The 14,003-nt window shown below is 62.3% G+C and carries 10 protein-coding genes; 4 read left to right on the top strand and 6 right to left on the bottom strand.

Annotation, left to right across the window (positions count from 1 at the left end; genetic code table 11):
• Positions 1–100 precede the first annotated feature (100 nt).
• Genes ACP7CJ_RS26060 through ACP7CJ_RS26050 form a run of 3 tightly spaced genes read right to left on the bottom strand, consistent with a single transcriptional unit; the run spans position 101 to position 3,043 of the window.
• Positions 101–427 carry an AtuA-related protein gene (locus ACP7CJ_RS26060; protein ID WP_426100014.1) on the bottom strand — a complete coding sequence of 109 codons (327 nt, stop codon included), beginning with the start codon at positions 425–427 and terminating at the stop codon, positions 101–103.
• On the bottom strand, positions 424–1,749 hold the full coding sequence (locus ACP7CJ_RS26055) for an acyclic terpene utilization AtuA family protein (protein ID WP_426100015.1): 1,326 nt from the start codon (positions 1,747–1,749) through the stop codon (positions 424–426). The genes ACP7CJ_RS26060 and ACP7CJ_RS26055 overlap by 4 nt, the downstream gene beginning before the upstream one ends.
• Position 1,750: 1 nt before the next feature.
• The gene (locus ACP7CJ_RS26050) at positions 1,751–3,043 is read right to left on the bottom strand and encodes a CitMHS family transporter (protein ID WP_198717280.1); all 1,293 of its coding nucleotides are present in this window, start codon (positions 3,041–3,043) and stop codon (positions 1,751–1,753) included.
• A gap of 111 nt (positions 3,044–3,154) precedes the next feature.
• On the opposite strand from ACP7CJ_RS26050, the gene ACP7CJ_RS26045 reads away from it, so the two are divergent.
• The gene (locus ACP7CJ_RS26045; protein ID WP_426100016.1) at positions 3,155–4,051 is read left to right on the top strand and encodes a LysR family transcriptional regulator; all 897 of its coding nucleotides are present in this window, start codon (positions 3,155–3,157) and stop codon (positions 4,049–4,051) included.
• A 104-nt stretch (positions 4,052–4,155) separates the two neighbouring features.
• Here ACP7CJ_RS26045 and ACP7CJ_RS26040 read toward each other — a convergent pair whose 3' ends face one another.
• Both ACP7CJ_RS26040 and ACP7CJ_RS26035 read right to left on the bottom strand, forming a co-directional pair.
• The gene (locus ACP7CJ_RS26040; protein WP_426100017.1) at positions 4,156–4,758 is read right to left on the bottom strand and encodes a glutathione S-transferase family protein; all 603 of its coding nucleotides are present in this window, start codon (positions 4,756–4,758) and stop codon (positions 4,156–4,158) included.
• 10 nt (positions 4,759–4,768) lie between these two features.
• Positions 4,769–5,935, bottom strand: a complete 1,167-nt coding sequence (locus ACP7CJ_RS26035) for a PLP-dependent aminotransferase family protein (RefSeq protein ID WP_426100018.1) — start codon at positions 5,933–5,935, stop codon at positions 4,769–4,771.
• An 81-nt stretch (positions 5,936–6,016) separates the two neighbouring features.
• On the opposite strand from ACP7CJ_RS26035, the gene ACP7CJ_RS26030 reads away from it, so the two are divergent.
• The 3 genes from ACP7CJ_RS26030 to ACP7CJ_RS26020 all read left to right on the top strand — a co-directional run bounded on the left by ACP7CJ_RS26030 (position 6,017) and on the right by ACP7CJ_RS26020 (position 8,673).
• Positions 6,017–6,451, top strand: coding sequence for a MarR family winged helix-turn-helix transcriptional regulator (locus ACP7CJ_RS26030; RefSeq protein ID WP_426100019.1), 435 nt, complete (start codon positions 6,017–6,019; stop codon positions 6,449–6,451).
• Positions 6,452–6,648: 197 nt separating this feature from the next.
• Positions 6,649–7,980 (top strand): NCS2 family permease, encoded by a 1,332-nt coding sequence (locus tag ACP7CJ_RS26025; protein WP_276197972.1) that lies wholly within the window; start codon positions 6,649–6,651, stop codon positions 7,978–7,980.
• Between the two features lie 66 nt (positions 7,981–8,046).
• Positions 8,047–8,673, top strand: a complete 627-nt coding sequence (locus ACP7CJ_RS26020) for a LysE family translocator (protein WP_276194153.1) — start codon at positions 8,047–8,049, stop codon at positions 8,671–8,673.
• Here the strand turns inward: ACP7CJ_RS26020 and ACP7CJ_RS26015 are convergent.
• Positions 8,670–13,940 (bottom strand): dermonecrotic toxin domain-containing protein, encoded by a 5,271-nt coding sequence (locus ACP7CJ_RS26015; RefSeq protein ID WP_426100020.1) that lies wholly within the window; start codon positions 13,938–13,940, stop codon positions 8,670–8,672. The genes ACP7CJ_RS26020 and ACP7CJ_RS26015 overlap by 4 nt on opposite strands.
• Between the last annotated feature and the right edge of the window lie 63 nt (positions 13,941–14,003).

Genomic DNA, 14,003 nt, shown 5'->3' with positions numbered 1-14,003 from the left:
CAGATCCACTGTGGGAGGGGGCTTGCCCCCGATGAGGGAGTGTCAGTCGCCGAATACATCGACTGACACTCTGCTATCGGGGGCAAGCCCCCTCCCACATTTAGTTCGGTGTTGGCAAATCCAGGTCCAGATCCAGCAATGCAGAACCCAGGCATTTGCCATGGGCATCCAGCGCCAGCGAGCGGGTCACACCGCCGCGCAAGATCCCGGGCAACACGAAGTTCAGCGCCTGAACATTGGGCAACTCATAGCGCCGTACCGGCGCCGCACCCGGTTCCAACAAACCGGCGAAGAACGCCGCCACACGCTCGGCCGTGAGCTGTTCGCAGAGCAGCGGATAATCCTCGGCGCGATAAGCAATGATCGAGATATTCGACGTGTCGCCCTTATCCCCGGTGCGGGAATGGGCCAGGGTATGCAGCTTCATGCTTCGATCCTCGGGTTGACTGCGTCACGCGGCAACAACAACGATGCCACCGCCACCACCTGGCGCACACTCTTGCTGGCTCCACCGCCGCCGGACGGGCCGTTGGTGTAGAGGGTTTCCACTTCATTGCCGACCCGCACCGCTTCGCTGCGTTCCTCACAGCGCGCTGCCACGCGCAGGCGCACTTCCCACGGCTCGACGCTGCTGCGCGGACCATGCAGCGAGTCCATGCCGATCAACTCGGCGCGCACGTCCTGCATCTCCACGCCCATCAGTTCCAGGCGCTTGAGCACCACCTCCCGCGCCAGTTGGGCGCGTGCGACGGCCCCCGGTCCGCCGTAGGACATCTGCCCCTCGCCGATCCATCCGTCCAGATAACCCACGCTGACTTTCAGCCGCTCCGGCCGTGCCCGTCCGGCAGCGCCCCGGGCGCGTACCCGGTCGACGCTTTCCTCGACAAAGCTCACACCGGAAAAGTCGGCGGTGACATCCGGCGTCAGGTATGCCGCCGGGTCATGCACTTCGTAGATCAGTTGCTCAGTACACGTGGCGCGGCTGACGCGCCCGCCGGACCCGCTCACTTTGGTGATCACGGCGTTGCCCTCGGCATCGATCTCGGCCAAGGGGAAGCCCAGGCGCGCCAGGTCGTCCACGTCCTTGAACCCGGGATCGGCGAAATAGCCACCGCTGACCTGCCCCGCGCATTCGAGCAAATGCCCGACCAGCGTGCCACGCCCCAGGCGCAGCCAGTCGTGCGCCGCCCAACCGAACTCAAACATCTGCGGCGCCAGGAACAACGAGGGGTCGGCAACACGCCCGGTGATCACCACATCGGCCTCGGCGCGCAACGCATCCAGAATGCCATCGACGCCCAGGTAGGCGTTCGCGGAAATCAGCCGCGCGCCCAGCGAGCCGAGCGTCTGGCCGTTATCCAACACCTGCTCGGGGCGCAACACGTCGAGCACATCATCACCCACCACCGCCACGACCTTGAGGGCCAGGCCCAGTTCGCTGGCGATGCGCCGCACTTCACGGGCCGCCGACACCGGGTTGGCCGCGCCCATATTGGTGATCACCCGCAAGCGCCGGCGACCTTCATGCTCGCCGACAAAGGGCAGCACCCGGCGCATGCGTTCACTCAGCAGCGGGTCATACCCGCCCTGCGGATCGCTGATGCGCGCCTGTTGCGCCAAGGCGATGGTGCGTTCGGCCAGGCATTCGAAGACCAGATAATCCAGGTCACCCTGTTCGGCCAGTTCCACGGCAGGTTCGATACGGTCGCCGGAGTAGCCGGCGCCGGAACCGATGCGCAAGGTTTTCATCTCAAAACACTCCCAAGAGCAACGCCGTCAGGGTCATCAACACCGACGCGGCGAACAGAAACGGAATGGTGAAGCGCTGGTGATCGGCCAGTTCGATCTTGCACAGGCCCACCAACAGGAAGGTCGCGGGGGTCAGCGGGCTGACCGGGAAACCAGTGGTGTGTACGCCGAGCAATGAGGCCTGGGCCACTTGCAGGGGGTCTACGCCCAGGGCCTTGCCGACTTCGGCGATCACCGGCATCACGCCGAAATAGTAGGAATCGGGGTCAAACAACATGCTCAGCGGCATGGAAATAAAGCCCACCACCGCCGGGATCAACTTGCCATGGCCGGCCGGAATCTGCGCCACCGCCACTTCGGCAATCGCCTTGAGCATGCCGGTGCCTTGCATGATGCCGGTGAAAACCCCGGCGGCGAGCAGGATACTGGCCATGGTCAGCGCCGTTTTTGCATGGGCGTCGATGCGTGCACGCTGGGCGTCGACATTCGGGTAGTTGATGCACAGCGCGACCACGGTACCGAGCATGAACATCACCACCGGGTCGACCCAGCCGGCAATCATCACCACCATGACCAGCACGGTCAGGAGCAGGTTGACCCAGAACAGCCGTGGGCGACGCAGCTTGATGTCGTCGTCGCTGAGCACCCGTTGCGGCATGGCGTCCACCGTCGAACCGGCGCCCAGGCCCAGGCGTTTTTCCTCACGATGACCAAGCCACCAGGCGCAGGCGAAGACGAAGATCAAGCCGACGATCTGCACCGGGATCAGCGGCTGGAACAGGTCCGCCACCGGCACATGCAGCGCGGCCGACGAGCGCAGTACCGGGCCGGTCCACGGTAGGAAGTTGACCCCGGCGGCCATCGCGCAGACGCAGGCGAGGATGCGTTTGTCGATGCCCAGCCGCGTATACAGCGGCAGCATCGCCGGCACCGTCACCAGAAACGTCACCGCGCCGGAGCCGTCCAAGTGAACCAGCAGGGCCAGGGTCGCGGTGCCAACGACAATGCGCGTAGGGCGCGTCCCTACTGTGCGCAGGATGCGATCGATGATGGGGTCCAGCATGCCGGCATCGGTCATGATCCCGAAAAACAGGATCGCGAACACAAACATGCCCACCACCGGGGCGACGTTCTTGATACCGGTAATGACGAAGGCACTGGTTTGCAGGCCGAACCCGCCGAGCAGCGCGGCGATGATCGGTAAGGCGATCAGCGCCACCAGGGGCGAGAGGCGTTTGCTCATGACGGCAGCGAGCAAGCAAAGGATGGTAATGACACCCAGGGTAGCGAGCATGGGTTACTCCAGAGCGGCCTTGGTGGCCGGTTATTGTTTTCCCTGGAGTATTGGAAGCGCGTTAGACTTTGTAAATTGGAATATTCACCGGTTAGTGTTCGGAAAAACAAAATGAAGAATTCAATCCAACACATCCAAGCCTTCCTCACCGTCGCGCGCGCCGGCAGCTTTACCAAGGCGGCCAACGAACTGCACCTGTCGCCGTCCGCGCTCACCGTGCAAGTTCAGCAACTGGAGGACTGGCTCGGCGTCGCCCTGCTCGACCGCAGCCCGCGGCATGTGAGCATCACCGCCGCCGGCCAGGAGGCGCGCGGGCCGATGGAAAAACTGCTGCTGGACCTGGACAACATCGTCACCGGCTCCCGCGACCTCGCCGCCCTGCGCCGGGGCGTGGTGACTATCGCCGCCCTGCCCTCGGTCTGCGCAGGCGCCCTGCCGCCCGCGCTGCGCCTGTTTCGCGAACACTTCGCCGGGATCGACGTGCGCCTGCATGACTTGGTGGCCCACCGCATTCATGCCCAGGTGCGCTCGGGCGAAGTGGACTTCGGCATCGGCGTGCGCGCACGACTGAGCCACGGACTGGCGTTTGTGCCGGTGCTCAATGATCGGTTATGCGCGTTTGTCCCGCTGAATCATCCGCTCGCCCGCCATCGGGCGTTGACCCTGGAGCAACTGGCGGATCAGCCGATCATCCTGACCGGGCGCGACAGCAGCGTGCGCGAGCACGTCGAGGCGTTATTTGATCAGACACGCCTGACGATGAACGCAGGCATGGAGGCCAATTACATGTCGACCGTACTGGCACTGGTGCGTCAGGGGCTGGGGATCAGTGTGCTGCCCGAATCAGCGGCGGACAGCCTGGAAGGGTTGAAGCGCATCGCCATCGACCATCCCGACGTGAACCGGGAGATCGGGCTGATCAGTCGCAGCGGGATGGGCCTGAGCCCAGCCGCACAGCGCTGTTTCGACTTACTGCATGAGCAATTATCCGACACACCGCTGAATTAAATGTGGGAGGGGGCTTGCTCCCGATAGCGGTGGTTCAGTCATGCATCAGGTGACTGACACGGCCCTATCGGGAGCAAGCCCCCTCCCACAGTTGACCGAGTGAGTCAGTCGAGCATGGCCACATGTTTGGGATGGCTGGCCACCCGCTTCAGCCACGCCTGCACAGCCGGGTAAGGCGTCAAGTCAAAACCGCCCTCATGCGCCACATGGGTGTAGGCATACAGCGCAATATCGGCAATCGAATACTGCTCGCCCACCAGGTACGGCGTGCTTTGCAACTGACGCTCCATCACCTTCAACGCCTTGTAGCCGCCCTTGTGACTGGTGGTGTATTCGTCGAGGCGATCCTGCGGCATGCCCAAATACAGCTGGATAAACCGCGCCACCGCAATATACGGCTCATGGCTGTACTGCTCGAAGAACTGCCACTGCAACACCTGGGTGCGCAGGCGCGGTTCGGTCGGCAGAAACTCGCTGCCATCGGCGAGGAAGTTGAGGATCGCGTTGGATTCCCACAGGCAGGTGCCGTCTTCAAGTTCCAGCACCGGGATCTTGCCGTTGGGGTTCTTGGCCAGGAACTCAGGGGTCTCGGTGCCGCCGTTGAGGATGTCGACATCCACCCATTGATACGGAATGCCCAACAGGTTGAGCATCAATTTGACCTTGTAGCAGTTGCCCGACTTGTGATCGCCATAAACCTTGTACATGGGGCTCCCCTTATGCCGCTTGCGCGTGCTGTGCTTGACGGACCACTGCGGCCAGGCGCTTGAGACCTTCGTCCAAACGGGACGGGTCGATATGGCTGAAATTGAGCCGCAGTGAGCCAAGGTGCTGGTCCGGCTCGGAAAAAAACGGTTCACCGGGCATGAACGCGACGTTCTGATCGAGCGCAGGTGCCAACAAGGTGCGGGTATCGAGCGGTTGTTTCAAGGTCAGCCAGAAGAATAATCCACCCTGGGGCACCTGCCAGTCCGCCAGGTCGTTGAAATGTCGCACCAATGCGGCCTGGAATGAGTCCCGGCGCTGGCGATAGAAACTGCGCAGTTCCACCAGGTGCTGTTGATACTTCTCGCTGCCGATCCACTGCATCGCCTGCCACTGGCCGATGCGATTGGTGTGCAGGTCGGCCGACTGCTTGAGCTTGAGCAGGTGCGGGAACAGGTCGGGGCTGGCGATCAGGTAGCCGACGCGCAAACCGGGCAACAATGTTTTGGACACGGTGCCGGTGTAGATCCAACTGGCCTTTTTCAGACGGCCGGCGATGGGCTGTGCACTGCCGCCGTCAAAGGTCAGTTCGCGGTAGGGTTCGTCTTCGATCAGGGTCACGCCGAACTCGTCGAGCAACGCCGCGACGGCTTCGCGCTTGGCCTCGCTGTAACGCACGGCCGACGGGTTCTGGAACGTCGGGATCAGGTAGATGAACGCCGGGCGGTGACGTTCGACACTGGAGCGCAGCGCGGCCAGGTCCGGGCCGTCGGCTTCCAGTTGCACGGTGAGACACTCGGCGCAGAACAGTTGGAAAATCTGCAGCGCGGCCAGGTAGGTCGGGCCTTCCAAGAGAATTTTCGTGCCCTTGTCGATATACAGCTTGGCCGCCAGGTCCAGGGTCTGCTGGGAGCCGCTGACCACCAGCACCTGGCTGGCCTGGCACGGCACGCCCAATGCGCGCGCCTCGGCGGCCAGCAATTCACGCAGCTGCGGCTCGCCTTCGCTCATGCCGTATTGGCCGATATTCAACGGCATGTCGTCCCAGTTCAACGCAGGCAACATCGCTTCGGCAGGCAGCCCGCCGGCGAACGACATCACTTCCGGGCGCTGTGCCGCCGCGAGGATTTCACGGATCAGGGAGCTTTTGAGGCGTGTAACACGTTCTGAGAAGGCCATAGAGTCACCGGTAGCAAAGCCTGTGGGAAATACGTCAAACTGGTTGACCGAAATTACGACGGCTTCAGTGGATACGTCAATATGCTTGACCTTAAAAACCAGACCAGCCAGCAAAAAGCTATGGAGGCGTTCTTCTTCGGCTACCAGGCGTTCACCGCCAAGGCCGACGAAATGCTGGAGCGCCGTGGCCTGAGCCGGGTGCATCAGCGCATCGTGTTTTTTATCGCGCGCTACCCCGGCCTGAACGTGAAAGAACTGCTGAAATTGCTCGGTGTGAGCAAGCAGGCGCTGAACATGCCGCTGCGCCAATTACAGGAAATGCACCTCGTCGAAAGCGTCGCGTCCGAGACCGACAAGCGCAAACGCCTGCTGGAATTGAGCACCGAAGGCCTGCGCTTCGAGCAATCGTTACGCCGTGAACAGGTGAAGCTGTTGCAGCGCGCCTTCAATGAGGCGGGGGAAGAAGCGGTGAACGGCTGGCTGGCGGTCAATCTGGCGCTGAGTGCGGTGAATTAGCCTTTCATCCCTTTTTGCGCAGGCAATCGAAAACATTATTTGCTTTATTTGTATACAAAAGCATAATTCGCTTCGTGCGAGTTCCTGACCTATTAGTCAACAAAACCCGCCAGTACCTCACAGCGCCTAAGCGCTGGCCATAACAATAAAATGCTTGAGGAGTACTCGCTGTGGATAGCCGCAAATCCGAAGCCCCGCTGGACCTCGCCCCGCCGGACCTCTCCCTCACGAACCCTGGCTGGCTGGAACGCCTGTTCAAACTGCGCTTGCATGGCACCACAGTGAAGACCGAATTGATCGCAGGTCTCACAACGTTCATCACCATGGCCTACATCATCTTCGTCAACCCGAACATCATGGCCGACGCCGGGATCGATCACGGTGCCGCGTTCGTCGCCACCTGCATCGCCGCCGCGCTGGGGTGCCTGCTGATGGGCTTGTACGCCAACTGGCCGGTGGGCCTGGCGCCGGGCATGGGTTTGAACGCGTTCTTTACCTACACCGTGGTCGGGACCATGGGCTACACCTGGGAGACGGCACTCGGTGCGGTGTTTATCTCCGGCGTGTTGTTCATGCTGCTTACGCTGTCGCGCATCCGTGAATGGCTGCTCAACAGCATTCCGGTGAGTCTGCGCCACGCGATGGGCGCCGGTGTGGGGTTGTTCCTCGGGGTGATCGGCCTGAAAACCGCCGGCATCATCGTCGACAGCCCGGCCACCCTGATCAAGCTCGGTTCGCTGCACGAACCGGCGCCGTTGCTGGCGGCCATCTGCTTTCTACTGATCGCGATCCTCAGCTACCACCGAGTGTTTGGCGCGATCCTCATCAGCATCATCGCCGTGACCCTCGCCGGCTGGGGCCTGGGCCTGGTTCACTACAACGGCATCCTCTCCTCCCCGCCGAGCCTGGCGCCGACCTGGCTGGCCATGGACGTGAAGGGTGTGTTCAATGTGAGCATGATCAGCGTGGTATTTGCCTTTCTGTTTGTACACATGTTCGACACCGCCGGGACCCTGATGGGCGTCGCGCAGCGCGCCGGTCTGGTGAACGCCGACGGCAAGATCCACAACCTGTCCCGTGCGTTGAAGGCTGACAGCGCCTCCAGTGTATTCGGCGCCATGGTCGGCGTGCCGCCGGTGACCAGCTATGTGGAAAGCGCCGCCGGTGTCGCCGCCGGCGGCCGTACCGGGCTGACCGCCGTGACCGTGGGCGTGCTGTTTGTGGCGGCGATGTTTTTCGCGCCGTTGGCCGGCATGATTCCGGCTTACGCCACCGCCGGCGCGCTGATTTATGTGGCGATGCTGATGATGGCGAGCATGGCCCATATCAACTGGGACGAAGCCACCGACAGCATTCCGGCTATCGTCACTGCGATCATGATGCCGCTGACCTTCTCGGTCGCCGACGGGATCGCCCTGGGCTTTATCACGTATGTGGCGCTCAAGGCCGGCACCGGCAAGTACCGCGAAATCTCCATCAGCCTATGGGTGTTGTGCGCGATTTTTATCGCGAAATTTATCTTCCTGTAGTTCGGGAACACGCGAAGAAACCGCCTCACCCTCGGGTGAGGCTTTGGCATCAAAGGAGCACTCTAAATGAACCTGGAAACCTGGCTGCTGTTCAGTGGCGCGGCGTTGATCGTGATCCTGATTCCCGGCCCGTTGTCGTTGCTGATGATCAGCAACAGCCTGAACTACGGCCTGCGCCGTTCGTACCCGGCGTTTCTCGGCGGCGTGTTTGCCTCGATCTGCCTGTTGAGTGCCTCGGCACTGGGGCTGGGCGCGCTGTTGTTGGCGTCCGAACAGCTGTTCAGCGCCTTGAAGATGGTCGGCGCGCTCTACCTGTTTTACCTCGCCTGGCAGAGCTGGCAGCAATCGCGCCAACCAGCCCAGGGCGCTGTGGTGCCCCTGGCCGTCGCCACGCCGCGTTTTCGCGCCTTGTTTGGCCGCGCGTTTGTGCTGGGCGCCAGCAACCCGAAGGACATCCTGTTCTTCGCCGCCTTCCTGCCGCAGTTCCTCAGCAGCGACCGGCCGTTTCTGCCGCAGTTGCTCGTCATGATCGCCACCTGGACCGTACTCGACCTGCTGTGCAAGCTCGCCTACGGTCTTGGCGCCCACGGTGCGGCGCGGTATTTGCGCAGCGGCAACGGCCAGAGCTGGTTCAACCGCACCAGTGCCGGGCTGTTCGGGGCCGCTGGCGTTGCGTCGCTGATCAACCACTAGGACGGGCTCACTTTGGCGAAATAGACGCTCGGAAGGGCCTCCCCTGCAGTAGGCCATTGGACGCCCGCTACGATTCGAAACAGGCGCTTGTCACGCATCGCACTCTTGACGGCAGCAAACGCCACCGACGTCGGATTATTGGTGATCGCAATATTGAACCAACGATCCGTCAGCCGACGTTCCAACTTGATAGACCCCAGCTCAAGCCAATGAACTGACACGTAGTACACCCGGTTTGAGCCGGAAAGAGGATGAGTCACGAATAATTCACGGGTGGTCTTGTTGCCGTGCCTTACCAGAAGCGCCTCGACGCTGAACCCCTGCTGTTCCAGCACACGCTTGATCGCCGCGCACTGTGCAATGTCTCGCTGAGGGCCCATCTCGCGGCCGCCGGATCGCAGCGCCGGGTCCAAGTCGGTCACCTTGAAATCGACGCGAGTGAAGCCCGGTGCCTTGCCGTCAAAACCGACGTGAAAGGTTCTTTTGCCCCTTTCGGTGGACCGCAGCATTCTCAGCAAATCATCCGTCTGACCCGCCCTCGCGGGGGCTGGAGGCGACCATTTGTCCAACGTCGCGCGGATATTGAGCAGATGCGTGGCCGTTGCCGGGCGGGATGGGCCTGCCAACTCAATCAACCTTGCGGCGGTAAACTGTCGACTTGAGAGCGTCATGCTGGGGAACACCGCGCCCACAGACTCCGGCAAAGGCTTATCGAACAGGGGCGCATGGACCAGCCATTCACCCGCAGGGCTACGTGTCACCGGGAAAGGCTGCTCCAGAATATCCACGCTGGTCCAGCGCTCAATGTCAAAACTGGCCAATGACACCATTGGCTCATTCCTGTGGATAAACACGATGCCGTCCAACGGCGCCTGATCACCCTGAGGGAGCATCCTGTAATAGCCGCTCATAGGGTCCATCACGCCGGTATTCGGCGGGGCCACCCGAAGGACATTGTGGGGAAACCCTCGGGTGTCCGACGTAATATGAAACACCTCGGGAACCGGAGACGTCGCATCCGGGCTCTGCAGTGAAGTCCGCCAATTCGACCAGTGGCTAGACGTCGCGGATGACTGGCGAATGGCGTCTTCGGGAGCAACGCGTGCAGTCGCGGGCCACCAGTCGGGCGGCGGTGGCGGCGCTGGCGCGCGCCATGGGTTGAGCACGCCGGAACTCGTGCCCGCCACCGGTTGCGGGGCGTCCGCGCCGAGTGACCATTCCTTGGGCTGATGGAGGTGCAAAATCAGTTCGTCTTGCCCCGGCACCTGCGTGTTTTTCAGGCGAAATACCGGTTCGTTCCCACGCCGGCAAAGGGGGTAATGGTGCGTATCATCCGCCACAAAGGGCTCACCATTTTTCACATAGACGCCCGACTCGTCCGGCCCTTTCAATGCAACGGCGCCCTCCGGCACCCCCTTGATTTTGAACCGTTCCAAGGCCTTCAACTGCGTCACGGGGGACGGTGCCGTGCGAGAAACCCCGCTGCGTACCGCCATCCGCAACCGCTGTATGCGCCCCAGCAACCCTCTCAGCACCGGCCGCGCAATACCTGCGCCGGCACGGCCCACCTTCTTCGGGCCGGGGATTAAGTTCAGCAGCAGGTCGATCGCCATAAAGGCGCTCATAAAACCCAGATCGACCGCATCGTGGGGGTCGCCGAAACGGTGATAACTGCGCGATACGCGCAGCAACTCATAGAAGTCATTGAACATCCCGTACAACGGCGAGAAAACCCCCACCACCGCCCGCGCGCGGGTGTCGCCCTGCTCACCCAGACGGCGGGTTCGATAGCTCGCCAACGCCTTGCCGGAATGGCTGGCAGCTTGAGTCCTCCGTTGCAAATCCAGCACGCTGGCGTGGTAGAGCAACGCCTCGGCGTTGCTGTGGGGCGTAGCCACAAGCGCCAGCCAGTCCTGCGGTTCACTGGCGATCTGCTCAAGGGTTTGGGCTTCGATCTCCTCAAGCACCGCCGCAGGCTCCAGGTGCTTGATGCTGAATGAACGAACAAACTCGATCCCCCGCCAAATCCCTTTCGCCATGAAAAAAGCCGGTATGGCTTTAAGCGTTTTGCCAGCCTGGACGTGTGCACCGCCGCCCTCCGCAGGCTGGGGGATCGCCTCGAATGCCCAGCCCGGTGCGACCTGCCGCGCCAGCGCCTTGACGTTATCCGGTAACGCGCCGATGCGGTTCAATTCAGCATGGGCCCGTTGCAGGCTGCCGTACTCGGTCAGGACCAGGGACGACGGCGCATCGGGCCAGTAAACCAGGCACAGTTCGGAGCGCCGGTCATGCACCACCACGATCCCTGCGACATAGCGATCATGCTGCATCGTGTGGCCCACCAGATGAACCACGTACAGCTGCAACTGGTGCTGGTTGTTCGACAGGTCTTGCGGTGTGCGCGCCGCCATCGCGGTCTTGAATACGCTTTGTGCCGTCGCCGTCAGCCCCTGCTGAGTCGCGCAGAACAGGTGATACTCAACGCCCGCGCGCAAGGCGCGATTCAACAGTTCGCGAATCCGCCCGTTGCTGAGCGCGCGGTCGGCTTCAATACGCGGATAAAAAACCCGGTTGATCGCGGTGTCGTACTGACCGCCGATATCCAGCGAAGACACCATACGGGTCAAGTAGTCGGCATTCAGGCGTTGCTTCCACTCAGGTTGCAGATAGCGCGCACGATTGAATCGCCAAGCGGTCCAGGGCGCCAGTGGGTCGAGGTTATGCAGCGTCAGTTGCAGCAGGCTGAAGGTCGTGCGCGCTGCGGTTGGGGTCAGCACGATGTTGCGATCACCCACCGTACAGCCGCTGGTCCATCCACAAAACGCACCGTGGACATCATCCGGCATATCAATCAACGGTTGGTCGATGTCCAACAGCGGGAAGAAACCATCCTGGCGCAAACGGGCGATCAACGCGCGCCGGGCGAATGTATCCAGGTCAGGCAGGCGTTGCCCAAGTCGGCCTTTAAACGCAAAAGCGCTGCCCAGGTACAGCCGCAGCAAACGCTTGAAGGTTCTACGCTGGGCCCGGGTTGCGTGCGCCAACCAAGTGGGCAGTTTCCTCGCTTCAGACGCCGCCGCGCGCAGCAGCTCGATGTTGGCCAGAGCCTGGCTCAGGGCAGTATTGAGCGGAATATTCAGCTGTTCTTCCAGCGCGACCATTAGCAGCGAGCGGCTCAGCTCGGCATCCGTCACTTCACTGAAAATACGCGTGATGTCTTCGCGGCTTCGTTTCAAGCGGTCATAGCAGCCCAGCAGTTTCTTGAGAGCCACCAGCGCAGGCTTGCCCTGGATCTCAACGTAGCGCACGCCGAGGGTTCCACGGGCCGCATGTGCGCGTAAGTCACGCCGCTTATCGTGCTCGACGCAGCCCCAGAGCACCGAGTCGTCAAGGCTGCTCAGGCTCGCCTGGAGGCTTTGGGTCAAGGCGTCCAGTCCGGCAAACGCCTTGACCCCGCCTTCGCTTCCAAAAGCGTATACCACCACCGGAAGCTGGCGCGCCGGGCGCCTTACCGCCGCTGCCGTGGTCACCACCCACACGTTATGGAGGGCGTAAAACGCGTCCGGTTCGCTGCCCACCGCGATCGACAGGACTTGGGTCTGACTGCCAAGGCGTTGGGTGGGCGACGGGTGCTCCACCACGTCGATCATCAGGTCGCGATGCGCCGTACTGATCAGCTTGAGCCGGTGTTGCAACTCAACCTCACAGCGCAGGGCCTCGGTTTGGGTGCGCATGAACAGCGACACGCGCCTGGGCGTCCCCGCGCCGTCGGGACGCTCGGCCCAAAAAGCCAAATCGAGCAACCGAGGCTGCCCATCCCGCATCAGTGTCTTCAACACCTCGGCATACGCCTTGAGTTGGCTCACCAGCGCCACGATTATCTGGTACGCAAGCGTGTCCGCGCTGGGATCGTCCGGGACCAGCAGCGCAACCAGGGCTTTTTCGTAGCGTTTGACCTGATGCTCAGCGGTGCGCAGAGCCAGGCCGGACGCCGTGCTTGCGAAGATGATTTCTGCGCCTCGTCGTTGTCGGTCCCAGTTGAGCAATTGATCGCCAATAACGCCGAGCCGAGCGCCACCGACCAGTTGCTGCCTCGCCCCCTCCACCTGTGCCAGAAAAGGTTCGGCGTCCAGCGGCTGAGGCCGAGGCCGTTGTTCAGAAAACACGTGCGCGTCATTGATCTTCACCGCACAAGCCAGCTCGTTGCTCCATTGCCCTGTCAGCAACGCCTGGGCGCACAGCGTCAGCGCGTCGTCCATCACCGGCAGGCCGCGAACAAAGCGGTGCGCCGGGGACAAGGCGGTTGGCCGGCATAAGTCATTGCGCCGACTCAGCGGCAAGCACTGCCAGAGCGCGTGGAACCGAGACCGGTCCAACACCAGCAGGCCGTCCTGCAGGGCCGCGTAGGACGGGTACTCGTAGAAGTTGCAGCCCTCTCCCGGCAGATAAACCACATGCGGTGCCTCGCTGGGGTCGCCTTCTCGATAAAGATGCAAGGCACCGGGAATCGCTACCGCAGGCGTACCCGGCCACAGCAACTGGCCCACTTGCAGCGTGGCCCAAGCCCCGCCCGCGCGCTGGCGAGCCTCGGCGGTGGGAGCCTCGATCAGGGCCTGAACCATGTCCAATGCCGCACTCGATAACGGCTCCAGTTGCCGCGCCATAAACGCCCGGTCGGCGAAAAGCGCCTTGTACAACTCGACCCAGCGCTCCCGGCGAGTGAGCCAGGAACCCTGCGCCAGGGCGTCCCAATAGACGCTGACCGCATGGGCCAGCCGCTCAAACAGCCTCAGCGCGATCACACGGCGCAGTGCTTCCAGCGGCGTATAAGGCAAGCGCCGGTTCGGCTCGTCTTTAACGCTCAGGGTGGTGAATTGATTGACGTTGATCACCACCGTCGGCAGGACCAGCAACGCCAGCGCCCGATCGGTCAGGCTGTCGACTTTGCGCGGCACGGCTGGCGGCTTGGGCTCGGTGAACAACAGGTGGTCCGGGTCCATCTCGAACGCGTTGCGCAGCTCGGCGCGAATGACCGTCAAGACTTTCGGCGAGCGTCCTATCAGGCGTGCCAGTGCCCGCGTCGAGGTGATGCAGCGCGCGTCGGCAAGACCGATCTGATTGATCAGGCGGCTGGGATGGGTATAGGCGTTGATCCGCCGTTTCAACTGCTCGCGAATCGCCTGCGCTTGCGCTTGGGCAGCGAGGTCCGGGTCGTCGTCAGTAACGGTATCGGCTGAACCGCTCGCGTGATCGGGGGACGAGGTCATGGTGTTTTCTTCTGTATGAGGAAAACACCCAGCCTAGACAGCGCCTCTGTGCAAAAGGCGCTA

The sequence above is a fragment of the Pseudomonas sp. PSPC3-2 genome, assembly GCF_049897085.1.
Classification (GTDB): Bacteria; Pseudomonadota; Gammaproteobacteria; order Pseudomonadales; family Pseudomonadaceae; genus Aquipseudomonas; species Aquipseudomonas paraveronii.
The sequence above is the reverse complement of the archived record's forward strand: the minus strand, read 5'-3'. Positions and strand labels throughout refer to the sequence as shown.